The sequence below is a fragment of the Yinghuangia sp. YIM S09857 genome, from assembly GCF_051388915.1.
In the GTDB taxonomy this organism is placed as follows: Bacteria; Actinomycetota; Actinomycetes; order Streptomycetales; family Streptomycetaceae; genus Yinghuangia.
Window position 1 is genome coordinate 598,564 of the sequence record NZ_JBPKBH010000002.1, and the last position, 23,408, is coordinate 621,971.

21 protein-coding genes are annotated in these 23,408 nt (G+C 71.7%); 12 read left to right on the forward strand and 9 right to left on the reverse strand.

Annotated features, from left to right (window positions below):
• Nucleotides 1–57: 57 nt before the first annotated feature.
• Together ACRX5S_RS05870 and ACRX5S_RS05875 are read right to left on the reverse strand one after the other, a co-directional pair.
• Complete coding sequence (locus ACRX5S_RS05870; RefSeq protein ID WP_436771674.1) at nucleotides 58–546, reverse strand: N-acetyltransferase family protein; 489 nt, start codon at nucleotides 544–546, stop codon at nucleotides 58–60.
• The gene (locus tag ACRX5S_RS05875; RefSeq protein ID WP_436771675.1) at nucleotides 543–1,583 is read right to left on the reverse strand and encodes a zinc-binding dehydrogenase; all 1,041 of its coding nucleotides are present in this window, start codon (nucleotides 1,581–1,583) and stop codon (nucleotides 543–545) included. Before ACRX5S_RS05875 ends, ACRX5S_RS05870 begins: the two co-directional genes overlap by 4 nt.
• A gap of 356 nt (nucleotides 1,584–1,939) precedes the next feature.
• On the opposite strand from ACRX5S_RS05875, the gene ACRX5S_RS05880 reads away from it, so the two are divergent.
• Nucleotides 1,940–3,391 carry a heparan-alpha-glucosaminide N-acetyltransferase domain-containing protein gene (locus ACRX5S_RS05880; protein ID WP_436771676.1) on the forward strand — a complete coding sequence of 484 codons (1,452 nt, stop codon included), beginning with the start codon at nucleotides 1,940–1,942 and terminating at the stop codon, nucleotides 3,389–3,391.
• A gap of 72 nt (nucleotides 3,392–3,463) precedes the next feature.
• On the opposite strand, the gene ACRX5S_RS05885 is transcribed toward ACRX5S_RS05880, so the two are convergent.
• On the reverse strand, nucleotides 3,464–4,123 hold the full coding sequence (locus ACRX5S_RS05885) for a pentapeptide repeat-containing protein (protein ID WP_436771677.1): 660 nt from the start codon (nucleotides 4,121–4,123) through the stop codon (nucleotides 3,464–3,466).
• A 435-nt stretch (nucleotides 4,124–4,558) separates the two neighbouring features.
• On the opposite strand from ACRX5S_RS05885, the gene murJ reads away from it, so the two are divergent.
• Complete coding sequence (murJ, locus tag ACRX5S_RS05890; RefSeq protein WP_436771678.1) at nucleotides 4,559–6,412, forward strand: murein biosynthesis integral membrane protein MurJ; 1,854 nt, start codon at nucleotides 4,559–4,561, stop codon at nucleotides 6,410–6,412.
• On the opposite strand, the gene ACRX5S_RS05895 is transcribed toward murJ, so the two are convergent.
• Nucleotides 6,294–9,083, reverse strand: a complete 2,790-nt coding sequence (locus ACRX5S_RS05895; protein ID WP_436771679.1) for a SpoIIE family protein phosphatase — start codon at nucleotides 9,081–9,083, stop codon at nucleotides 6,294–6,296. The two genes, murJ and ACRX5S_RS05895, sit on opposite strands and share 119 nt — an antisense overlap.
• 135 nt (nucleotides 9,084–9,218) lie before the next feature.
• Between ACRX5S_RS05895 and ACRX5S_RS05900 the strand changes: the two genes are divergently transcribed.
• The 8 genes from ACRX5S_RS05900 (at nucleotide 9,219) to ACRX5S_RS05935 (ending at nucleotide 16,691) form a co-directional block, all read left to right on the forward strand.
• Entirely contained in the window at nucleotides 9,219–9,539 is a 321-nt protein-coding gene (locus ACRX5S_RS05900) for a hypothetical protein (protein ID WP_436771680.1), read from the forward strand.
• A 97-nt stretch (nucleotides 9,540–9,636) separates the two neighbouring features.
• Entirely contained in the window at nucleotides 9,637–10,359 is a 723-nt protein-coding gene (locus ACRX5S_RS05905) for a helix-turn-helix domain-containing protein (RefSeq protein ID WP_436771681.1), read from the forward strand.
• Nucleotides 10,360–10,512: 153 nt separating this feature from the next.
• Entirely contained in the window at nucleotides 10,513–11,352 is an 840-nt protein-coding gene (locus ACRX5S_RS05910) for a helix-turn-helix domain-containing protein (protein WP_436771682.1), read from the forward strand.
• Nucleotides 11,349–11,561, forward strand: coding sequence for a DUF397 domain-containing protein (locus ACRX5S_RS05915; RefSeq protein WP_436771683.1), 213 nt, complete (start codon nucleotides 11,349–11,351; stop codon nucleotides 11,559–11,561). The genes ACRX5S_RS05910 and ACRX5S_RS05915 overlap by 4 nt, the downstream gene beginning before the upstream one ends.
• Before the next feature lie 79 nt (nucleotides 11,562–11,640).
• Entirely contained in the window at nucleotides 11,641–12,573 is a 933-nt protein-coding gene (locus ACRX5S_RS05920) for a tyrosine-protein phosphatase (protein WP_436771684.1), read from the forward strand.
• 292 nt (nucleotides 12,574–12,865) lie between these two features.
• Nucleotides 12,866–13,321, forward strand: coding sequence for a hypothetical protein (locus ACRX5S_RS05925; RefSeq protein ID WP_436771685.1), 456 nt, complete (start codon nucleotides 12,866–12,868; stop codon nucleotides 13,319–13,321).
• Between the two features lie 383 nt (nucleotides 13,322–13,704).
• Nucleotides 13,705–14,331, forward strand: a complete 627-nt coding sequence (locus ACRX5S_RS05930) for a TetR/AcrR family transcriptional regulator (protein WP_436771686.1) — start codon at nucleotides 13,705–13,707, stop codon at nucleotides 14,329–14,331.
• Between the two features lie 56 nt (nucleotides 14,332–14,387).
• Complete coding sequence (locus tag ACRX5S_RS05935; protein ID WP_436771687.1) at nucleotides 14,388–16,691, forward strand: arylsulfatase; 2,304 nt, start codon at nucleotides 14,388–14,390, stop codon at nucleotides 16,689–16,691.
• 108 nt (nucleotides 16,692–16,799) lie between these two features.
• Here ACRX5S_RS05935 and ACRX5S_RS05940 read toward each other — a convergent pair whose 3' ends face one another.
• From ACRX5S_RS05940 to ACRX5S_RS05955, 4 genes are all read right to left on the reverse strand, one after another.
• The gene (locus ACRX5S_RS05940) at nucleotides 16,800–17,198 is read right to left on the reverse strand and encodes a VOC family protein (RefSeq protein ID WP_436771688.1); all 399 of its coding nucleotides are present in this window, start codon (nucleotides 17,196–17,198) and stop codon (nucleotides 16,800–16,802) included.
• 127 nt (nucleotides 17,199–17,325) lie between these two features.
• Nucleotides 17,326–18,246 (reverse strand): TauD/TfdA dioxygenase family protein, encoded by a 921-nt coding sequence (locus tag ACRX5S_RS05945; RefSeq protein ID WP_436771689.1) that lies wholly within the window; start codon nucleotides 18,244–18,246, stop codon nucleotides 17,326–17,328.
• On the reverse strand, nucleotides 18,243–18,989 hold the full coding sequence (locus ACRX5S_RS05950) for a TetR/AcrR family transcriptional regulator (RefSeq protein WP_436771690.1): 747 nt from the start codon (nucleotides 18,987–18,989) through the stop codon (nucleotides 18,243–18,245). The genes ACRX5S_RS05945 and ACRX5S_RS05950 overlap by 4 nt, the downstream gene beginning before the upstream one ends.
• A gap of 429 nt (nucleotides 18,990–19,418) precedes the next feature.
• Nucleotides 19,419–19,943 carry a MarR family winged helix-turn-helix transcriptional regulator gene (locus ACRX5S_RS05955; RefSeq protein ID WP_436771691.1) on the reverse strand — a complete coding sequence of 175 codons (525 nt, stop codon included), beginning with the start codon at nucleotides 19,941–19,943 and terminating at the stop codon, nucleotides 19,419–19,421.
• 269 nt (nucleotides 19,944–20,212) lie between these two features.
• Between ACRX5S_RS05955 and ACRX5S_RS05960 the strand changes: the two genes are divergently transcribed.
• Entirely contained in the window at nucleotides 20,213–20,668 is a 456-nt protein-coding gene (locus ACRX5S_RS05960; protein ID WP_436771717.1) for a tellurite resistance TerB family protein, read from the forward strand.
• A 241-nt stretch (nucleotides 20,669–20,909) separates the two neighbouring features.
• Here the strand turns inward: ACRX5S_RS05960 and ACRX5S_RS05965 are convergent, their stop codons facing one another.
• Nucleotides 20,910–22,493, reverse strand: coding sequence for an ABC transporter substrate-binding protein (locus ACRX5S_RS05965; RefSeq protein ID WP_436771692.1), 1,584 nt, complete (start codon nucleotides 22,491–22,493; stop codon nucleotides 20,910–20,912).
• Nucleotides 22,494–22,677: 184 nt separating this feature from the next.
• On the opposite strand from ACRX5S_RS05965, the gene ACRX5S_RS05970 reads away from it, so the two are divergent.
• The gene (locus ACRX5S_RS05970) at nucleotides 22,678–23,385 is read left to right on the forward strand and encodes a GntR family transcriptional regulator (RefSeq protein ID WP_436771693.1); all 708 of its coding nucleotides are present in this window, start codon (nucleotides 22,678–22,680) and stop codon (nucleotides 23,383–23,385) included.
• The last annotated feature ends 23 nt before the right edge of the window (nucleotides 23,386–23,408 follow it).

Sequence of the window (23,408 nt, forward strand, 5' to 3'; positions counted from 1 at the left end):
GGCCGGGACCATCCCGGCCGGGCCGACGCACGCCCACCACGCCTGGCACGCCCCGTGTCAGCCCGAACGCCGCAGGTACCGCCGGAACCCCTCCGCCTCCGCGGTGAAGCCGAGCGAGGTGTAGAGCGCGTGCGCCCCGTCGTCCATGTGACGCTTGTGGGAGAGGAGTTGGACCTTGTGGCACCCGGCCGCGCGCAGGTCCTCCAGCACGCGCCGCAGGATGGCAGTCGCGATGCCGCGCCGCCGGTACTCCTCCGCGACGACCACCGCCTCGATGAACGCGCTGGGGGCGCAGTCGTACGTCACATTGGGCATCACCAACACGGTTGCCGTGCCCACCGGTTCGGCGCCGCCCAAGTCCGCCAAATAGACCGTCAGTTCGTCGCAGCGCAACATGCGGTCCCAGGTCCGCTGCTGCAACTCGGACGCGGCGGACGGGGGTTGGCCGCCCGGCGTGCCGCGTGCGTGGACGGCCAGGATGCGGAGCAGGTCATCTGGGGCGGCTTCGCGGATCGCCGGCGCGACGGGTTCCGGCTCCGGGGTCATGCCTTGTGGGGTTCCACCACGATACCGATCGTCTTGTCGGGGGCGCGCAAGTCGTCGAAGGCGGTGGGGACTTCGTCCAGGGTGATACGGCGGGTGATCCACGGCTCGACGTCCACCTCGCGAGCGGCCAGTGCGGCGAGGACGGTGCGCAGGGCCGCCGGATCGGCGGAGGCAGAGAAGGTCAGGCGGAGGTTCTTCTTGACCGCGAGACCGGTGCGAATCGGGTCGGGGTCGTACTGGCCGCTGACCTCCACGATGTGGCTGTGGCGCGGGACTTCGGTGAACAGTCGGGCCAGCATGCCGGCGATGCCGGTGGTGTCGAAGACGGTCGGCGGCCGGGTCGCGCCGGACTCGGCGAGGCCGTCGAGCCAGGTGCGGTTGTGCACGTCCACCACGATGTCCGCCCCCGCCGCCCGGGCCGCGGCGCGCCGGAGTTCGGTGGGCTCGGCGGCGATCACCGGGCCGCGCCCGTGCCGCCGCAGGGCGGCGACGATGCCGAGGCCGACCTGCCCGGTGCCGAGCACCACCGCGGGTGCGCCGTCCGGGATCGCGGCCGTGCGTACGCTCATCTCCCCCACGATCAGCGGTTCGACGAACACCGCGTGCAGCGGGTCCATGCCCTCGGGGAGCCGGGCGATCAGGCCGGGGGTGGACAGCAGCATGCGCTCCGCGTAGCCGCCCGGATAGGTGTCGGAGAATCCGACGACGCTGGTGTGCCCGTCCGTGCCGGTGACGGTGCCGAGCCCCGCCCCGAGATCGCCCGGCGCGAAACCGACCGCGTCCGGCCCGGCTTCCAGGACGCGGAAGACGAAGCAGTGCCCGAGCATCACGCCCCGCGCCGGGTCGAAGATCATCGCGGTCGAGCCCGAGTCGCGGGCGCAGCCGAGGTACGCCTCGGTGTGGTCCATCAGGTGCACGTCGCTGCCGCAGATCCCGCAGGCCAGCGTCTCGACGAGGATCTGCGACCCGCTCGGCTTTGCCAACTCCGGGATGTCCCGGACCTCCAGGCGTCCTTCGATACCGACGACCGCGCGCATACCGGGCCTCCGTTCCCCGCCCCGCACCGGACGGGGCCGCTCGCTCGGATTCTTGTTGCAGTCAAGCAATGACGGCCTGCAACGTCAACGCACACGCCGAGCGCCGCACCCACCGCACCCGACGCCACCGACGCCACCGACGCGCGAAACGCGACGCGTCCGCGCATGTCGGACGGAAAACCTGGTGCCCCGCCCCCGCCGCGCGACAATATGAGTCGGGAAACAAGGCCAGACGTACGGTCCCCCGGCCGCACCCCCGGCCAAGGACTCCGGCGGTCGGCCGGTTCGGGCGTCCGGCCCGGGTCGGCCGTGCGCCACCGTTCCCGGCAGGGTCGAACCACCCGGCCGCGCACCGCGTGCCGGGCACCACGAGTCGAGGTGAGTGGCGCATCACCGACCGGACGAGCCCCTGCCCATCCCGGCCCGGCACCGCGGCGAAGCCGCCCGTCGGGCGGATCACCGGTGTCGACATCGCGCGGTTCCTGGCGATCTTCTGGATGTTCGTCGCGCACATCGGGCCGGACCGCAACGACGGTTGGCCGAACCGGCTCCTGTGGCTGGGCGACGGCCGCGAGGCGGCGCTGTTCGCGTTCCTCGCCGGCGTCTCGCTCACCCTCGTGCACGGCGAGCGGCTGCGCATGCCGTGGCGCGGCTCCGAGGCGACGGCGACCTCCCTCGCGGTCGTGCGGCGCACCGCCGAGAAATCGTTCCTTCTGCTGCTGCTCGGACTGTGGCTGGCGGGCCCGGAGACGGGCGTCCTCGTCATCCTGCCGTTCTTCGCGCTCTATTTCCTCGTCGCCCTGCCGGCGCTCTACCTGCCGACGCGCACGATCGCAATCATCGCGGCGTACTGGGCCTTCGCGGGGCCTATGGTGTCGTTCATCCTGCGCAACAGTTGGGGGCAGCAGACCCCGGGCTACCGGGTGCCCGACTTCGCGGCGCTGGCCGATCCGGGCGAAGCGTTCGCCACGCTGTTCGTGACGGGGACGTACCCGGTCATCACATGGATGCCCTTCGTGCTCGCCGGCATGGTCGTGGGACGCCTCGACCTGCGCCGCATCCCCGTGCTGTGGCGGCTGACCGGCCTCGGCACCGCGCTCGCGCTGCTCGGGTACGGCTGCTCCCGGCTCATCATCGAGGTCGGCGGCGCCAAGACTCAGCTCCAGAACGCCACGGACCGCATGTTCGACGGCCCGCCGGGCAGCGTTTCCGTGCTGGAGAACCTCGGCTGGTACACCGGGTCGACGCCCCCCAACGACCCGACGTGGCTGGTCGTCGCGCAGGGGCACAGCGGCACGCCGTTCGAGATCGTCGGCGCGACGGGCGTGGCGTGCGCGGTGCTGGCGCTGTGCTGCCTGGCCTGCATGCGCTTCCTGGACGGCGACCGGCGTCCCGCGCCGTGGTACGTCGCCGCCCCGGCCGCCGTCGGCGCGATGTCGCTGAGCGTGTACACGGTCCACCTGTTCGCCGGGTGGTCGCCGATGACCCCGGGCGCGGGGTCCTGGGTACGGCTGCTCGCGTACACGGTCGTCGCGCTCGCCGGCGCGTGGCTGTGGGCACGCTTCCTCGGCAAGGGTCCGCTGGAACGGGCCCTCGCGATCGCGGGCGGCCGGTCACCGGACGTCCGCGCACCCGGCGCCTCGGTCGTCGCGGCCGCCGCGACCGCCCCCGACCCGGTCCCGGGCCCCCGACCCCACGACCAGGCCCGGAGCCGTTCCCCCGGCTGCCCCAACCGCGCGCCGGACGCCGCGACCGGGGCCGACACGGCCGCCGACATGACGGTCGACCCCGGCACCGAACGCCCGTAACCACCCGCCGGAACCCCGACGGCGGTCCAGCGGCAGCGGCCCGGCGTCGGCAGCACCACGGCGGTACCGCCGCTAGCGGTCGTCCACGGTAATTCCCAGCACCCCGGCCAATCCGGGGGCCAGTTCGAGCAGTTGCAGGCTGCTGATGGTGGCGCCGCGCAGCGCGTCCAGCCCCGCGGTGAGCCGCAGGCCGGCCGCCTCGCGCAGGTCGACCTTGGCGAGCGTCGCCTTCTCCAGGCTCACGCCGTCCAGCGTCGAGCCGGGGAACGACACGCCGGTCAGCGTGGCGCCGCCGAAGTCGACGTCGCGCAGCAGACAGTTGGCGAACGCCACGTCCCGCAGCGCCGCCGCGCGCAGGTTGACGGAATCGAACTTGCAGTTGTGGAAGACCACGCGGCGGAGCTGCGACCCGTGCAACTGCAACCCGGCGAGCAACCCGGACGTGAACTCGCAGTCGAGCCAACTGCTCTCCGCGAGGTCCGCGCCGACGATGCGCACCCCCTCCAGCCACACGTCGTCGAACCGCGTGCGCCGGTACCGCCCACGCGTCAGTGCCGCGGCCGTGAACGCGCACTCGGTGAAGCCGGAGCCGCCGCCGTCCACGTCCTCCCACTCGGCGCCGTCGAAGTGCGCGGAGTCGTACGACCCGTCCCGGTCCACCTCTCCTTCGTACGGCTCCAGCCGGTGGGCGTACGGCAGTTCTCCGAACCGGCGCGGGGCACGGACGGGCATCGGCAGACCTCCGGGGAAAGGAGAGACATGTCCCCCCATCCCTATCGCGCCGCACCCTCATCTCCGCAATCCGCCGCACCGGGCACCGCGCATGCGTTGCGCGGGCGGCTCGGCTGCCGGTCCCACACCGGATCAGCGGAACGGCGGAACGGCCCGATCCCAGTGGACCGCCGCCGCCCCCACCCGGGCACAGGAGGGCGGCGCATCGGCCCACCCCCACTGGACCTACCGCCGACCCCACCCGCGCGGAGGAGGAAGGAGGCTTTCCGTCGCTCACCACGGCGACCGCCCGGCGCGTGAGCAGGGCCACACACCCGGATCCCGCTTCCGCGCAACACGACCGCAGGGTGAGGGAGTCATCCGGGTGTGGGGACCGGGCGGACGTCGCCCGGCCGGTGCTGTCGGGCGACGCGCGGTGGCGGAAGGGAGCTGGCCGTGCCACGTGCCGCGACGCGGGCCGCCGGGCGCCGTACGCCGGAGCGCGGAGCGTCCCCGCATCCGGACTCCGCGACCTCCCCACCCGCGACGGCCGGGCCCACGACGGCCGCGCCCACCCCAGCCCCCGGCAAAGACCTCTCCCCCTCCGCCGCCGGAATGTCCGCCGTACGCGGGGGCGCCAACCTCGCCGCCGGCTCGGTCGTGTCGCGCCTCACCGGCTTCGTGCGCAGCGCGATCATCGTGGCGGCGCTCGGCACCGGGTTGTTCGCGGACGGCTACAACGTCGCCAACACGGTGCCCAACATCCTCTACATCCTGCTCGTCGGCGGCGCCCTCAACTCCGTGCTGGTACCGGAACTGGTCCGCGCGGCACGGCGTGACGGGGACGGCGGCGCGGCGTACACCGACCGGCTCGTGACGTCCGTATGCTGCCTGCTGCTCGCGCTGACCGCGGCGACGGTGGTCGGGGCGCCGTGGATCGTGTCGGCCTACGCCCACTTCGAGGGCCCCCAGCGCGAACTGACCGTCACCCTGGCCCGCTACTGCCTCCCTCAGGTCTTCTTCTACGGCCTGTTCGCCCTGCTCTCGGAGGTGCTGAACGCGCGCGGGCGCCCAGGCCCGGGCGCGTGGACGCCGATCCTCAACAACGTCGTGGTGATCGCGGTGTTCGCCGGGTACATCGCGGTCGCGCACGGCGCGAACGACGCGGGCGAGGTCAGCGCCGACCAACTGCGGCTGCTCGGCGTCGGCACGACCCTCGGCATCGCGGTGCAGGCGGTGACGCTGTGGCCGTACCTGCGCGCCGCCGGCGTCCGGCTGCGCCCGCGCTTCGACTGGCGCGGCCACGGGCTCGGCGCGCCGCTGCGGATGGCCGGGTGGGCGGTCGCGCTGGTGGCGGTGTCGCAGGTGGCGTACTGGCTGACGACGCGGCTGGCCACGACGGTCGCGGAGCGGGCCGACCGGGCGGGGATCGAGCACGGTGTCGGCTATACGGCGTACGCGAACGCGCAACTGCTGTGGATCGTCCCGCACGGCATCATCACGGTGTCGCTCGCCACGATGCTGATGCCGCGCATCAGCCGGGCGGCGGCCGAGGGCGACCGCGAGCAGGTGTGGGCGTACGTCGCGCGCGGACTGTGCTTCAACGCGCTCGCGATCGTGCCGTGCGCGTTCTTCTTCCTGGCGCTCGGCCCGCAGTTGACCGCGGTGGTGTTCCAGCACGGTGCGACCTCGGCGGCCGACACGCGGGCGATGGGCCTGATGCTGTGCGCGCTCGCGCCGGGGCTGATCGCGTACTCGGCCGGATACCTGATCCAGAAGGGGCACTTCGCGCTGCGGGACCCGCGGGTGCCGCGGCGGTCGACGATCACGACGGCGGTCGCGGGTTCGGTGCTGTGCGTGGCGGCCTACCTGCTGGTGCCGTTGGCGTGGGCGGTGACGGCGATGGCCGCGGCGTACTCGGTGGCACAGGTGATCGGCCTGCGGCACCCGGCCGCGCGGTTCCGGCGCGCGCTGAAGGGGGTGGACGCGGCGCCGGTGCTCAAGGTGCACATGGCGGTCACCGCGGCGGCGGGGGCCGCGGCCGGGGCGTCGTTCCTGCTCGCGCGGTTCACCGCCGAGGCGTGGTCGGACGGGCCGCTGGCGTCCGGCGTCGTGCTGCTCGGCTCGGCGGCGCTCTTCGCGGTGTTGGTCGTGCCGACGGCGCTGCGCCTGATGCGGCGGCCGGACGAGGTCAGCCCGCGTCGTCCCACTGCTCCAGGATCGCGTCGGCGAGCTGTTCCTCGTCGGCCGGGGTTCCGGCGACGAGGCCGCCGGAACCGCCGCCGTGCAGGGGCTGCTCCGCCCAGATGACCTTGCCGCGGGAGGTGTAGCGGGTGCCCCAGCGTTCGGCGAACTGCGCGACCAGGAACAGCCCGCGGCCGCCCTCGTCGGTGGTGGCGGCGCGGCGAAGGTGCGGTGAGGTGCTGCTGCCGTCGGACACCTCGCAGGTGAGCGAGCGGTCGTGGAGCAGCCGCACCCGGATGGGCTGCGAGCCGTAGCGGATGGCGTTGGTGGCCAGTTCGCTCAGGATCAGCTCGGTCGGGTAGGCGAAGTCGTCCAACCCCCACACGGCCAGCTGCCGGGCGCAGGCGGCGCGCAGCGGTGCCACGGCCTCGGGGTGCGGGCGTACGTCCCACGCCGCCACGTGGTCCGGTGCCAGCAGCCGCGTGCGGGCCACGAGGAGGGCGATGTCGTCGCTCTGCCGCTCGGGCAGCAGCGCGTCGAGGACCGTCGCGCAGGTCTCCTCCGGGGTGGCGGCGGTGCCTCCGGCGGCCAGGGCCTCGCCCAGGCGGCGCAGTCCGTCGTCCAGGTCGCGGCCGCGCTGCTCGACCAGGCCGTCGGTGTACAGGACCAGGCGGGAGCCTTCCGGCAGGTGCAGTTCGGCGGTCTCGAAGGGGAGGCTGCCGGCGAGGCCGAGGGGCGGGGAGACGGGTACGTCGGGGAAGTCGACGTCGCCGTCGGGCCACATGACGGCGGGTCCCGGGTGCCCGGCGCGGGCGAGGGTGACGTTGCCGGAGACGGGGTCGTAGACGGCGTACAGGCAGGTGGCGCCGGTGATCTGCGAGGCGTCGCCCTCGTCGGACTGCTCCTGGTCGATGCGGGTGACCAGTTCGTCCAGGCGGCCGAGGAGTTCGTCCGGCGGCAGGTCGAGTGCGGAGAAGTTGTGTGCGGCGGTGCGCAGGCGTCCCATGGTCGCGGCCGCGTGCAGACCGTGCCCGACGACGTCGCCGACGACGAGCGCGACGCGGGCGCCGGACAGCGGGATCACGTCGAACCAGTCGCCGCCGACCCCGGCCTGCGCGGGCAGGTAGCGGTACGCGACCTCCAGCGCGTTCTGCTCGGGCAGCGCGTGCGGCAGCAGGCTGCGCTGGAGGGTGACGGACAGGGTGTGCTCGCGGGTGTAGCGCCGGGCGTTGTCGATGGACACGGCCGCGCGGGCGCCCAGTTCCTCGGCGAACGCGCGGTCCTCCTCGTCGAAGGGCTCCGGCATGTCGCGGCGCCAGAAGTTCGCCATGCCCAGCACGATCCCGCGCGCCCGGAGCGGCACGGTGACCAGCGAGTGGATGCCGTAGTCGAGGATGCGCCGACCGCGCGCGGGGTCGAGGGCCCAGTTGTCGGCGTCGGCGAGCTCGGCGTGCAGGACGGCCCGGCCGCCCGCCACGGCGGCCGCGACGGGGGCGTTCGGGCCCGCGGTGATGACCGCGCCGACCGGGTGCAGGGGCTGGTCGTCGCGTACGCCCCGCACCGCCGCGCGGCACATCCGGTTGCCGCCGGGCTCCTCGCCGCGCAGCACCGGCTCCAGGAGCTCGACGGTGGCGAAGTCGGCGAACCGGGGGACGGCGGCTTCGGCCAGTTCCTCGGCGGTGCGGGTGACGTCCAACGTGGTGCCGATGCGGAGCCCGGCGTCGTAGAGGAGTTCCAGACGCTCGCTGGCCACCTCGGCACGGCCGGCGAGCGCGCGGAGCTCGGTGGTGTCGCGCAGGGTGGCGACGCAGCCCGGCGGGCCGCCGAACGGCTCGGTGGGGCGCTTGTTGACCGCGAGGAGGCGGTGCCCGGCCAGGTGCACTTCGTCGGTGGCGGGGCGTTCGGAGGCGAGGAGGTTGGCGAGGCCGGCGTCCAGGCCGAGGTCGGCGACCGGACGGCCGCCCGCGTCGGGGGGCAGGTCGAGCAGGCGGCGGGCCTCGTCGTTGGCGAGCACCAGGCGGCCGTCGGCGCCGACGATGAGGACGCCTTCGCGGACCGCGTGCAGAACGGCGTCGTGGTGCTCGTACATGCGCGTCATCTCGTCCGGCCCGAGGCCGCGCGTCTGGCGTTGCAGGCGGCGGCTGACCAGGGCCGTGCCGATCGAGGTGAGCGCGAGTGCGGCGGCGGCCCCGCCGAGGACCATGGGCATCTGGCGGTCCACGGTGTCGCCGACCCGCCCGGTGGTGATGCCGGCGGCGACCACGCCGATGGTGCGCCCGTCGGCGCTGATGACGGGTGCGGCGGAGACGACGGAGCGTCCGGCCGACGTCTGCCGGGTGTCACTGCCGGGGAGGCCGCCCAGGCGCTCGAAGAGGTCCGGTCGCTCGACGGGGAGGCCGATCTGCGTCGGATCGGTGTGCGCGACACGGATACCCGCGACGTTCAGCACCGCGATGAACGCCACGCCGGACTGGTCCCGGGCGGCGACGATCCGCGGTTGCAGGACTGCGGCCGGGTCGGGGCCCTCCATGGCCTCGGCGACCCCCGGCCCCTGGGCGAACGTGGCGGCGACCGCCGTCGTGCGGTGCCTGGCGTCGCGTGAGCCGTCGCTCCGGGCCTGGACCACGAGAGCCACCGTTGCGGCGACGACCAGCAGCAGGACCACGACGACCTGGAGCCAGAAGACCTGGCCCGCGACGCTGCGCAGGCTCAGCGGGCCCCACGGCCGCCGCGGTGCGGCCCTGGGGCGGTCCGGCCGGGACGGCGCGGCCGGGGACCGACGCGGTCGCCGTGACATGTGCCATTTGTACCATTTCGCCGGGCGGGATCCCGGAGAAGGGGCGCGAAGACTGCCGGAAGCGGGAAATGTGCGCGGCGCCGGGCGCCGGGAGTATCACCCCTGAACGAGGGAGTACGCCACTCGGGAGGTGCGATGACGGAACAGCCGCAGCGGGTGATCGACACGGCGGGCGGGCGCTTCGTCCTCGCACTCGTGGTGGCGCTGGGCATCACCGCGATCCTGTTCGCGGTGGTCGAACCGGCAGAGCTGCCGGAGAACTGCCGGATGGTGGGAAAGTTCCGGAAGTGCACCGAACCGTCGCCGACGCCGACCGAGACGTGGTGGCGGATCGACGGTGACCGGCACGGGACGGACGGGCGCTACGGGACGGACGGCCGGTACGGCGTCGGGGACCACTACGGGATCGGCGCGCCGTACGTGACCGCGGAGCGGTACGGGAACGATCACGGCTGACCGACCTGCTCGCCAACTCCCGTCCCCGGTACGCCCGTCCGCGTGGATACGGCACTCCGCTTCGCCCCGCGACGGCCAGGTCGTACCCTGGTACGCCGTGACCCACCCCCAAGAACTCGACACACCACCGCCCTTCGACCCCGCGGCGGCCCGCGCGGCCCGGGAAGTCATGGCCCTCACGCCAGAGCGCGTGGCCGCGTCCCTCGCGTCGTACGGCGTCAACGTGATGCCCAAGGACGTACGCGCGTGGGAGGACGGCACGCACGCCCCGAGCGAGCCCGAACTCATCGGCTTGGCCCAGGCGCTGGCCGTGCCCGTCACCCGCCTCATGGGGCCCGCCCCGGCCACCCTCCAAGCGTGCCGCCTGTCCGTCGGACTGACGCAGGCCGCGGCCGGAAAGGCCGTCGGGATGTCCGAGGCGACATGGGCGCGCATGGAGAACGCGAACCGCTGGCGCGCGGACGAGCGGCGTACGGAGGCCCTCGTCCGCATCCTCGGCGGCCTCTCGCACCGGCGCCTCGTCGAGATCTCGGGCGGCGGCGACGAACTCGCGGCGCTGCTGGCCCTCGGCACCAACGACGGGCGCTGGCAGGCGCATCTCGGCGCGATCACCGAAATACTCGGCGCCCGACGCCGCCGCGTCGCCCAGGCCCTCGAAGGCCTGGCCGCCGAATTCCCGGCCCGCGGCGAGAAGTTGGAGGACGGCGTGACGCCGCCGCTGCCGGACGGCGCCGTCGACCGCTTCTGGCACCACATGGGCGATCCCCCCGCGGACCCCTTCGCCCCGGCAATCTGGCGCCGCCCACCCGGCCGCCGCTGACCCCGGTCGTCCCACCCGCCGCGCGCCCGTGCCCCGCGAACACCGGCGCGCGGCAAGGACATCAGAAGATCCCGCATTCGCACCGTAGTCGGCCGGTCACGCTCGTAGGATGACCGGCGGGGGATGCGAATTCGGCCAAGGGTGTGATGGCAAATGGTGCGAGCGACGGCCAAGCGGGACCGCGGAGCGGAGGACAAACGGCCCGGGGTCTGGAAGGCGTACGGCAAAGTCCTCAAACTTCTGCGCGAACATGCGGGCCTCACGCAGGATCAGCTCGCGGACCTCGTCGGTTACTCGCACGAGCAGGTCGCCTCGATCGAGCAGGGACGCCGCCCGGCGAAGCACGAGTTCACCGTTGCGGCCGAACAGGCACTCGACGCGCGCGGGGTTCTCGACACCATGCAGGAGGACGTCGACCTCGCTCGACTGCCCGCATTCTTCCAGGACTTCGCCCAGATCGAGGGCGACGCCATCAGCTTCTTCTGGTACGGCAACCACGTGATGCCGGGGCTTCTCCAGACCGAGGCTTACGCCCGCGCCCTGCTCGCCTGCAACTGCCCGGGGTTGGACGACGATCAAGTCGAGCAGCGCATCGAAGCCCGCTTGGCACGGCAGGCCATCCTCACCCGCAAGCCGACCGTCGAACTGTCTTTCATCATCGGTGAGTCCGTCCTCACATGCCCGGTCGGCGGTCGCGACGTGTTGCGGGAACAGCTGCATCAGCTGCTCAAGCTCGGTGCGCTTCCCAACGTGAGCGTCCAGATCATGCCGAACTCGTATGGGAACCACGTGGGTCTCAACGGTCCCGTGGTCATGCTCGAAACCGCGGACCGGCGACGGGTGGCCTATTTCGAGTCGCAGGACCAGAGCATGATCGTCACCGACCCCGTGCGCGTAAGCACACTTGCGCTCCGATGTGGGAAGCTGCGCACGCAGGCTCTGAACGAGGTGGAGTCCGCGCGTCTGATCGAGCGTCTTGCGGGAGAACTATGAGCGGCGACAGCCAGACTCCGGCCCGAATCACGTGGACGAAGAGCAGCCACAGTGGTACCAGCGGCGGCGAATGCGTCGAGGTGGCGACCTCCTCCGCCTCCCCCACGACCCGCGTCCGCGACTCGAAGGCCGCCGGCGGCCCAATCCTCGGCTTCGCCGCCACCGACTGGGCGACGTTCATCGGTGCGACCAAGGCCCGCGTCCGCTAGGCACCCGCGAGCGCTGTTCCCCATTGGGGACACAACTGGTAAACCAAGTTCCTCTTGTCGCCCAGGACACGGAGGAATCATGGGCTCGGACAACCCTGGCATGCCCCGGCGCGGTGCGGTGGTCGGCCGCCGCGCCTTCACGATCGGCGTCGGGGGCGCCGTCGCGGCCGCGCTGCTGCCCGGCTCTGCGGCGTACGCCCACGGGGACACCCGGCCGCGCACGCGCCTCGTGCCGCTCGCCGGTGCCGTCAACACCCGTGACCTGGGCGGCTATCGCACGTACCACGGGCGCCGGCTGCGCTGGGGGCAGGTCTACCGCGGTGACGCGCTCGGCAAGCTCACCGACGGCGACCTCGTCCTCCTCCACCGCCTGGGGCTGCGTACGGTCGTGGACTTCCGCGGGCCGAAGGAGATAGCCAAGGACGGCGCCGACCGGCTGCCGCCCGGTGCAACGCTCGTCAACAACCCGGTGCTCGACTCCGCCGGCGACGCGATGACCGAGGCCATCATCCAGGCCCTGGCGACCGGGGACCCCACCGTCCTCCAGCAACTCCTGGGCGACGGCAAGGGCGCCGCGCTCATGATGGAGGGCCACCGCTCGTCCGTCACGTCCGATGCGTCGCGCGCCGGGTTCGGCGACACGCTGCGCCGCATCGCCGAGCGCGAGACCCCGCTGCTCTACCACTGCACGGCGGGCAAGGACCGCACCGGGTGGATGAGCGCGCTGCTGCTGACCGCCCTCGACGTCCCCGACGACACGATCGTCGCCGACTACATGCTCTCGAACGAGCACCGCCGCGCGTCGAACGAGGCGACGTACGCCTTCCTCCGCTCCCGCGGCATCGACGTCGAACTGGTCCGCCCCCTCATGGAGCAGCGCCCCGAGTACATCAAGGCCGCCCTGGACACCATGCGCACCGAATACCGCTCCGTGGACCGCTACATCCGCCACGGCCTGGGTCTGTCCCCCAACACAATCCCCCACCTCCGCGCCCGCCTCCTGACCCGCTGACCCCCCCACGCAACGCAACGGACGGGTGCCCCACCGAAACGCGGTGGGGCACCCGTCCGTCGACGCACCGCCGACCCCGGGTTGTTCTTTGAACCGACGGACCGACCCAGGCCGTTGGGGATGGTCCTGGGCGTCGGCGTGTCGCCGTGTCAAGGCCGTGAAGACTGCCAGGAGTCGGCAATGCCATCGACTCGCTGTCGACACCACTCTGTGCATCACGGACGACAGGAACCCGCACCGGGTGGTGGCGGCGACGGAAGCGAGGCACGGAATGGCAGCTCATGCGCGACTGATGCCGGTGATCATCGGCGGTGTCGCTCTGATCATCAGTGCGGGTGCCGGTTGGTTCGTCCGGGACATATATGAAAAGCATCAGAAGTATGAAGATGCCCACTCATTGGACCTGAAGGACATCCGCCACATCACCGCCGATGCCATCCAAGACCTGGATGCCATTGCCTACTCCGACGAGAAGCTCGCCCCGCGGGAAGTCGAACGTGCCGTGGACCTGGCGGCAGGACGGCGGAACTTGCCTGTGCCGTACCTGACTCCGGCGGCAGTCACGGAAACCGGGGTCGACACTGCGGGCAACATCCTGTACACGTTCCGCTTCACGGTTGCCGACAAGGACGGCGGCAATGCCGTCTGCCTCACCATGCAGCAAATGACACCCCCGACACAATCGGCGTTCCGGGACGAGCGCTCGCGGGTGTTCGCGGAAGCCCAAAGCGTCGGCACGTGCGATTGAGTGACAACGAGGCCCACTTGACTGCACGGCCTTCGCCCCGATCCCTCGTGCCTCTTGGCCGAAGTACAGGATCAGAGGAAGGCCGCCCACACGACCCGGAACAACGAAAACCCTGACAGGCGAGGCATTCTGCCGCTACTGCCCGGCCGAGATTGGGCGACCCGCATACCTCAGCCTTCCACCGCCACACCGGCAGGCTCACATGGCGGGGCCCGGGACCGCCGTCCCACGCGACGGTGGGCGAGAGCGGGGCGTGTGGGGTGGGGCCCAGGCGGCGGAAGTGGCCGAGCGCGGGCCGGTGGGGCGCGGCTGCGGGCCCGGGTTCGGACGGCCCGGGTCGCCCGGTCTTGACTCGTTAATTCGCGTGATTTAACTTCGTCGGCGTGAATACGCGTGCGGAATTGGTGCTGGCCGCCGAGCGGCTGTTTGCCGTGCACGGGGTCGACGGGGTGTCCCTGCGGCGCATCAGCGCGTCGACGGGGCAGCGGAATGTTGCCGCCGCGCAGTATCACTTCGGCGACAAAGAGGCGTTGATCCAGGCGATCTTCGACTACCGGCTCGCGCACGTGGACGCGCGCAGGCGGGCGTTGTTGGACCGGGTTCGGGCCGAGGACCGGACGGACGATGTGCGTGCGCTGGTCGAGGTGCTGGTCGTACCGCTCGCCGAGCAGGCCGCCCAGCCCGGTAGCCACTACCTGCGGTTCCTCAACCGCATGTGCGACCACCAGGGGCGTGCCGTCGTGCCGTTGTCGGACGTCGGGCCGGTGAACAGCGCCGTGGAGGTCGGGCACCTGATCATCGACGCGCTCGGACCCGCGCCCGACCCGCGGACCGCTCAGCGGAACAGCCTGGCGGGACGCCTGATCATCGCGGGCCTCGCCGACCTCGAACACCAACTCGGTGCGGACGGCCCGTCCGCCGACGCCGAGGTGTACGCCGCCGGTCTCGTTGACGCGGTCTTGGCGGTCCTCACCGCCCCGTCGTCGGTCGGACGGCGCCTGGACGCCTGAACCACCCGCGCTGCCCTGCCACTTGCCCGAACCGTCGCCCGAGGAAAGGTGCGCCCATGTCGACCCCGCCCACACCGAACGGCAACCGCCGGGGGCGTACGCTCGCCGCCTCCGCCGAGGACCGCGTCTACCCGCAGGACCCCCGCCCGCGCGAAGGCGCGCCCGACGTGCTGGTCATCGTGCTCGACGACCTCGGCTTCGCGCAGATCGGCGCGTTCGGGTCGGACATCGCGACGCCGAACATGGACCGTCTCGCGGCCGGCGGACTGCGCTACAACCGCTTCCACGTCACCGCAATGTGCTCGCCGACCCGGGCGAGCCTGCTGACCGGACGCAACCACCACGCCGTGGGCCTGGGCTTCCTGGTCGACATGCCGCTCGCCTACCCGGGCTACAACTGCCGTCTGCCGAAGTCGGCCGCACCGCTGCCACGCGTTCTCAAGGACGCCGGTTACTCGACACTCGCGGTCGGCAAGTGGCATATGACCCCGCGTTGGGAGCGGTCCGCGGCGGGGCCGTTCGACCGGTGGCCGCTCGGCTACGGCTTCGAGCGCTTCTACGGGTTCCTCCAGGGGGACGCGAACCACTGGGCGCCGGAGCTGGTGTGCGACAACCACTACACCGAGCCGCCGGCCGGGCCGGAGGACGGGTACCACCTGAGCGAGGACCTGGTCGACACCGCGCAGCGGATGATCCTCGACCAGAAGCAAGCGGCCCCGGGCAAGCCGTACTTCATGTACCTGCCGTTCGGTGCGATGCACTCGCCGCACCACGTGGCGCCCGAGTGGGTCGAGCCGTACCGCGGCAAGTTCGACGGGGGCTGGGAGCGCTGGCGCGAGGAGACGTTCGCCCGCCAGGTGGCCGCCGGGATCGTGCCGGAGGGCACCGAACTCCCCGAGCGGCCGCCGTGGATCCAGGAGTGGGACGCCCTCGATGCCGACGACCGGCGCATGTTCGCCCGTATGCAGGAGGTGTACGCGGGGTTCCTCACCCACACCGACGCGCAGATCGGCCGCCTGCTCGACTTCCTGGAGCGGACCGGACGCCTCGACAACACCCTCGTGATGCTGATGTCCGACAACGGCGCCAGCGCGGAGGGCGGCCAACTGGGCACGGTCAACGAGCACCGCTTCTCGTCCCGCATGGGCGACTCGACCGAGCGCAACATCGCGGACCTGGAGAACTGGGGCGGCCCGGACACGTACCCGCACTACGCGTGGGGCTGGGCGTGGGCGGGCAACACCCCGCTGCGGCTGTGGAAGCGCTACACCTGGCTGGGCGGCACCCGCGCCCCGCTGATCGTGCACTGGCCGGACGGCATCGCCGCCCGCGGCGAGATCCGCAACCAACTCACCCACGCCGTCGACCTGATGCCGACGATCCTGGAAGCCTGCGGACTCGGAATGCCGGACGTCGTGGACGGGGTGGCGCAGCAGGAGGTCGACGGCCGTTCGCTCATCGGCACGTTCAGCAACCCTGACGCCGAATCGCCTCGTGAGACGCAGTACTTCGAGATGCTGGGCTCGCGGTCGATCATCCACGGGGAGTGGAAGGCGACCACCGACCACGTGTCCCGCGGCGTCCTGGACGAGGAGCGGCTGCTGCTCGGCAGCCGGGACTTCGCAACCGACCGCTGGTCGCTGTTCAACCTCGCCGAGGACTTCGCGGAGGCGCGCGACCTCGCCGACGAACACCCGGAGCTGGTCGAGAAGTTGGAAGACCTGTGGTTCGACGAGGCGGAGCGCAACCACGTGCTGCCGCTCGACGACACGATGCAGGAGCGCCTCGCGGCGCTGATCTTCCCGATGTACGGCCTGCAACCGCGCGGGACCTACCTGCCCGGCGGCGGGCCGGTGCACGAGGAGTCGCTGCCGCCGCTGTTCGGCGGCTTCACACTCACCGCCGACGTCGAGGTTCCGGACGAGGGCGCGGAGGGCGTGCTGTGCGCGTTCGGCGACCTCACCGGCGGGTTCGTGCTGCGGGCGGCGGACGGGCGGCTGAGCTTCACCTGTTCGCGGGCGGGCGAGGTGGACCGGGTCACCGCCGACGCACCGCTGGCCCCGGGCCGCCGCGTGGTCGGCGTACGCTACCGCCCCGGCACCGAAACCCCGGGCACCCTCTCACTGTTGGACGACGGTACGGAGATCGCCTCGGCACCGCTCGGCGGACCGTGGCCCGTGGCGTTCCAGCACGGTGGGGCCGGGCTGTCCGTCGGCAAGGACCACGGCCTCCCGGTGGACCGCGCCTACAGCCCCCCGAACCGCTGGACGGGCACCCTCCACAAGGTCGAGATCGACACCGCCGCCGTCCCGGAGCCGGATCTGGACACGGCCCTGCGCACGGCCCTGCACAGCGACTGACCGCCGGGTTCCGGAGGGAGGGGTGGAATCGGGCGTCCCACCCCTCCCCCGCAGGGGTGGGTGCGTCCACCCTCCCCCGCACCGGTCAGGTCCCGAATTCGCCTTCCTTCAGGGGGCGTTCGTTTCGTCGGCCGTGCGGTACGCCCCCGCCCTCGTGCTCGGCGCGAAGTGGGGGTTCTCCATCACGCCGAGCACACTCCCCTGCGGGTCCAGCACGGTCGCCACGCGGATGCCGCCGCCGACCTCGCGGACCGCGGAATGCGGCTCGGCGCCACGCTCCAGAAGGTGCGCCAGTGCCGCGTCGGCGTCCTCGACACCCCAGTACGTCACCGGCAGCTCACCCAGCAACTCGACCGGCTGCAAGGCGAGTTCGTAGCCTCCGACGTCGAACCCGACGTAGTACGGCTCCGCGAAGTAGGGCTCGAACCCCAACACCTGGGTGTACCAGGCCGTGGCGGCGCCGAGGTCGGTCGCGGGGTATACGACGGTCCGCAGTCCAAGCAGCATCGAAGAACATCCGTTCGCCGGGGGCTCCCACTGTCGCACAGCGCGGCGCCGCCGACGATCATGACCCGGCCGCGCCCGCGGCGTGCCGCAGGCGCGACCACGTCCCGGCCGCGAATCGCGACGCGACTCAGATCGGCCGGTCCCCGACGATGGTCACGCGCTCCATGACGCGCGGGTGGGGGTAGTAGTCGGCACTGGCGTAGTGCTGCGTGGCGCGGTTGTCCCAGAACGCGACGGTGCCGGGGCGCCAGTGCAGCCGGACCTGGTACTCGGGGTGGCGGGCCTGGTCGTACAGGTACGCCAGCAGTTCGGTGCTCTCCGCCTCCGGCAGCCCGACGATGTGGCTGGTGAAGATGCGGTTCACGTAGAGGAGTTTGCGGCCGGTCTCCGGGTGCGTGCGCACCACCGGGTGCGTGACTGCCGGGTATTTGCGCTGCTGGCGCGCGAGTTCGTCGGCCGGTAGCCGCGAGCCGAAGGTGCGGGTGAAGTCGTGGACCGCGTCGAGTGTGTCCAGGCGTTCGCGCGTCTCGGCCGGGAGGCCGTCGTACGCCGCACCCATGTCCGTCCACAGCGTGTCGCCGCCGACGTCGGGCACGAGCACCGCACGGAGGATCGAGCCCATCGGCGGCGTCGTCTCGAACGACGCGTCGGAGTGCCAGACGTTCTCGACCGCCGGGGAGTCCGCGCCGCGGCTGAGGCGCACGACCTCGGGGACGTCGGCCTTGGGCAGGAAGGGATGCACCTCGGGCGTCCCCCACCAGCGGGCCAGATCGCGGTGCTGAGGGGCGGTCAGCTCCTGGTCGCGGAAGAACAGCACCTTCCACTCCAGCAGCGCACGGTGGAGTTCGGCGTGCAGTTCGGCGGTGAGCGGCGCGGCGAGGTCGACGCCGGAGATCTCGGCGCCGATCACCGGAGTGCAGGGGGTGAGGCCGAACAGCCGGTACGGGGCGGTCGGTTCGTACGTTCCCGTAGGGCTCAGCTCGCGGACCGGGACGGCGGACAGGCCGTTGTCGAAGACCGGACGCGGCAGGGTCTTGGCGTTTGTCATGGTGACGTGGTCCTCCGTTGTGGGGCGGTGCGCGCCGCCGCGCTCCGCGTCGCGGCGCGGACCGGTGCGGTGAGCAGCGCGGTCGCGGAGTCGACGAGATCGGCGACGAAGAGGTCGAACGGCATTGTTCGGCTGCCCGGTTGACCGTCGGCGGGCGTGCCTTCCAAGTGCCTTGCGAGCCCGCCCGCGGTGCGGAGCTCGCGGTCGGCGAGCGCGTGCACGACGAACGAGCAGAAGTGGTGCCAGCGTTGCGCGCGGAGCAGCTCGGGCACGTCGGCCGTCAGGTGCCCGGCGCGCCGGAACAGGACGAGGAGCCCTTGCGTGTGCGGACGTTCGCCCAGTTCGGCCGGCTGGATGACGGCCGCGTCAGGGCTGACCGTGTAGGTCGCCTGGACGCAGAACCGCAGGTACCAGCTCGGCGCGCCGCTCTCGCGCAGCAGTTCGGCCATCGGGAGGGTGAACGCCTCGGCGACGGCGTACGGGTCGAACTCGCGCCCGTCGCGGTCGTGGCTCTCGATGAGGGCCATACGACGCGCGTTGATCGGCGCCATGCGGTGCTCGAAGATCGCGTCGACCAGGTCCTCCTTCGCGCCGAAGTGGTACCGGACCGCGTTGGTGTTGCGTTGCCCGGCCTCCACGGCGATCTCCCGCACCGACACCCCGTTGATGCCGCGCTCCGCGAACAGCCGCTCGGCGGCGGCGATCAATTGGAGCCGAGTGGCTGCGACGGTGGTCCTCTCCATAAATCGGAGGTTAACGCAGTTGCGTTAACCCATCAAGGAGGCATTGCAGAAATGCCGAAACCCCGCCGCGGGACGGGGCTCGGGGAGGAAGGACGGGGAGGAGGGACAGGGGAAGGGACACGGCCAGGAGGACGGAACCAGCGGGCGGACGCAGAGCGGGCAGACGCAGGGCCAGCGGACCCGAAGAGGACCACGCAGAGCAGGCGGGCGCGGAGCGGGCACGCGCGGGCGCGGAGCGGGCACGCGCAGAGCGGGCGGGCACGCGCAGAGCGGGCGGGCACAGAGCGGGCACACACAGCGCGGGCCGGCACAGAGCGGGCACACACAGCGCGGGCCGGCACAGAGCGGGCACACACAGCGCGCAGGCGCGGAGCGCGGGCGGGCGACGCCCGCGTGGCCAGAGCTCAGTGCGCGCCCGCCCCCGTACTGCTATCGCGCGTCGGCGTCGCCGCCCGTGGCGTTGGCGATCATGCGCTGGAGCACCCGGACCGTCGTCGCGTAGTCGGCGTCGTCGATGCCCTCGTGGAGGTGCGCCCGCACGGACGGGCCGATCTCCTTCACGCGCAGGCGCGCGGCCTCGCCCTCCGGCGCGATCCGCACCCGCCCATCGGCCTCCTCCGCCAGCCAGCCGCGCGCGACCAGCGCGGCGGACTCCGGCCCGAGATCGTCCTCGGGCAGCAGGTACGTGCTCATCGCGTCGGCCAGTTCGTCCAGCGACTGCGGCCCGCCGTCCGGCGACAGGTCGTCCGGCGACAGATTGCGCAGCAGCCAGAACTGCGGCTGCGTGACCCCCAGCTCCGCCTGGCGGCTGCGGATGTACGCGATGACCTCGCGGTGCGCCAGCCCCGTCCAGTAACCGACCGGTTGCGCGGCCAGCTCGGCGTCGGAGGCGGAGGGGACGGCGGTCGCGGCAGCGGAGACAACAGGTGCGGCGGTGTTCGGCTCGGCGTTCATCGGTGTCCTCCGGTTGATGCGGTCTTCGGCCGGTGCGGCGTGATCATCACGCTAGGCAGCGCACCCCCGGAGCCGCATCAGTAGAACTACGGGAGTGCCGCGACCCCCTCGGCCGGGATCCGCGACGAGGCCGGAGCGACGTGGCCTACACTTCTACAACACTGTAGATTTAAACGCGCTCGGCCGGCCTCCGCCCGGAGCCATGCCATGCCATGCCATGCAATGCCATGCCGAGCACGATGCACGCCGCCGCCGACCGGGAGACCCACATGGCCCTCTGGGACAAGTTCAAGCAGTCCGCGCAGAACATGCAGACCCAGCTCGTCGCGAAGAAGAACGATCTGAAGTCCGGCGCCTTCCGCGACGCCAGCATGGCGATGTGCGCGCTGGTCGCGGCCGCGGACGGCTCGGTCGACCAGGCGGAGACGGCCAAGGTCGCGCAGCTCATCGCGAGCAACGAGGTGCTGCGCAACTTCGACAAGGACGACCTGCACCGCCGCTTCTACGCGCACGCCAACGAGCTCCAGTCGGACTTCCAGCTCGGCAAGGTCCAGGTCATGCAGGTGATCGGCAAGGCCAAGAAGAAGCCGGACGAAGCCCGCGCGGTCATCCAGATCGGCATCGTCATCGGCGGCGCGGACGGCGACTTCGACGCGCAGGAGCGCGCCGTGGTCCGCGAGGCATGCTTCGCCCTCGGCATCGCCCCCGCCGAATTCGACCTCTGAGCCCGCGCCCGGCGCGGCCGAGGCAACCGGCAGTCAGGCCGACCGGGTTCACCGGGTTCACCGGCTTCGGCGAGTTCACCGGGTTCACCACGGGTGCACCCGGGTTCGCCGTTCGTTCGCCTCCCGCATCCGCAGACGCCGGAGGGCGCCGCGTACACCGACGCACGCGACGCCCTCTGCGCCGGCAGCAGCCGCCCGCCGTAGGCGGTGACGGCCGCTCCCTACCGCCCCGTTGCCCCCGTCAGGCCCCGCTGTGTCCCAGACGGTCCATCAGGATCCCCCCGCCGCTGGTCAGTTCCAGTCCGCCGAACTTCCCCGCCTTGGCGTAGACGTACGTGATCGACTCCTGGAGCGGGATCATCAGGAAGTCCCGCGCGGTGGCCTGGGCCAGGCGGGTGTACGCCGCCTTGAGCTGCTCCGGCGTGGTCGCCGTACGGCTCGCCTCCAGGGCCGCGTCCGCCTCGGGCGACGAGTAGTTCAGCCAGTTGCCGGGCGACTTGCTGTGCAGCGCGTTCCACAGCACCGGTTCCGCCGGGGTGGCGAGGTTGTAGTACGCGGCCTGGTAGTCCTTGCCGACCAGCACCTTCGCCATCATCGCGTTGATGTCGACGTAGTCGACCTTGACGTCGATGTTCGGCACCAAGTTCCACTGCTGTTGCAGGTATTCGCCGGTCTTGCCGCTGTTGGTGCTCTGCGGCATCGTCAGCGTCACGTGCAACGGCTTGCCCTCGTCCGCGAGTTGCTTGGCCAGCTCGGCGGCCCTGGCGGTGTCCTGCCGCGGTTCCGGCACCGCGGCCTGGTCGATCTGCGTCGAGGTGACCGCGAACAGACTCTTGGGCGTGACGACCTTGCCGTCGTACATGATCTTGTTGAACGCGACCGGGTCGATCGCGAGGGTGAGCGCCTCGCGCGCCCGCGGGTCGTCCAGCGGTGCCTTGGTCATGTTGAACAGGACCCCGCCGGGCCCGTTCAGCGCCAACTCGGTGACGTCCATCCCGGCGCCCTTGGCCATGACCGCGTTGCGGCTGTCGAGGGTGATCGCCATGTCCGACGTGCCGGTGTCGACGCTGTTGAACGACTGCGTCTGGTCGGTCACCGTCTTGAACACCAGTTCGTCGAGGTACGGCTTCCCGGCCTGCCAGTAGCCCGGGTTGCGGGCGTACGTCTGCTGGGCGCCCTGCTGCCACGACTTCAGCACGAACGGCCCCGCCCCGACCGGCTGGCGGGAGAAGCCCTTGGGGTCCTTCTGGTACGCGGTCGGGGACACGACGTACGCGAGGTTGGCCGCGACGATCTGGTCGAACCGCGCGTTGGGCGCGGCGAGGGTGATGCGCAGGGTGCGCGCGTCCGCGACCTCCGTCGTCACGCCGCGCAGCGAACTGGCGTACAGGGAACGGGTGGCCGGGTCGGCCATGCGGTCCCAGGTGAACTTGACCGCGGCGGCGTCGAGTGCCGTTCCGTCGGAGAACTTCACGCCGTCCCGGACGACGAGCTGCCAGGTACTGCCCCCGTCGGGCGTGGTGAGGGCTTCGGCGAGCTGCGGCTTGATCTCACCGGTCTTGCCGTCCGCATAGACGAGGACGTCGTAGAGCGCGTTGAGCCGCGAGTAGTCGGTGACGCTCGACATCGCCCCGGTGAAGGGGTCGAGGCCGCGCGATTCGGTCACGATGTTGATCGTCAGCGAACCGCCTGCACGGGGGCTCGCGGAGGTCAGGCCGTCCCCGGGGGCGGCGTCGGAGTCGTCCGAGGAACCCCCGCACGCGGCGACAGCCAGCGCGACGGCGGCAAGGACGAGGCCGAGTCTCTTGGTGGTCCGAAGGTGCACTGCACACTCCTAGTCGACCGCACAGTTTGAGAAAACCTCATGTATACAATAGGAAGTAGCGAGGCATGTCCACAGAACCGGAGTGTTGGGTTTCCGGCGCGGGTTTCCGGCGCCGGGTTTTCCGGCGCGGGATTTCCAGGGTTGGATGTCGCCGACCGGATACGCAACGCACATCCAGGAGGTCGTGATCACTACTCGTCCGGGCAGGCCGCGAACCGGGCGCGGCTCCGTGGGGCCGGACGGCCTCTCCCGCCCCACCAGCGCGCACCAGGTCGCCGAATACATCCGGCAGCTCATCTTCGACAACCACCTGCACACCGGCGACCGTGTGCCGCAGGACGAGATCGCCGCCGAACTGCGGGTCAGCCGCGTCCCGGTGCGCGAGGCGGTGATCGCCCTCGACCGCGAGGGCTGGGTCACCAGCGAGCCGCACCGCGGGGCGTTCGTCAACGGGCTGGACGAGAACTCCACCCGCGACCACTACGGCATGCTCGGGCTGCTGTACGGGTACGCCGCACGCCGCGCCGCCGAGCGCGGCACCGACGAGGACATCGCGGCCCTGGAGGAGCGGCACCAGGCCCTCCAGGCAGCCACCGACGTCGACGAGTTCTTCGACCTGAACAACGCGTTCCTGCGTACGCTCCTCACCATGGCCCGGTCGCGCCGGATGACGGCGATGGCACGGGTGTTCACCACGAACCTGGTGCCGGGCAACTTCTTCGCCGAGGTGCCCGGCGTGATGGCGGTCCAGATGCGCGGGCTGCGCGTGGTGATGAAGGCGGTGAAGAACCGCGACGGGATGAAGGCGCAGCAGCAACTCGCCGACATCATCGGCGGGCAGGCGGACAACGTGGTGCAACTGCTCAAGAGCCGGGGGCTGTTGGCCCAGTGACGGGAGTCGCCGGTGGCGGGGGG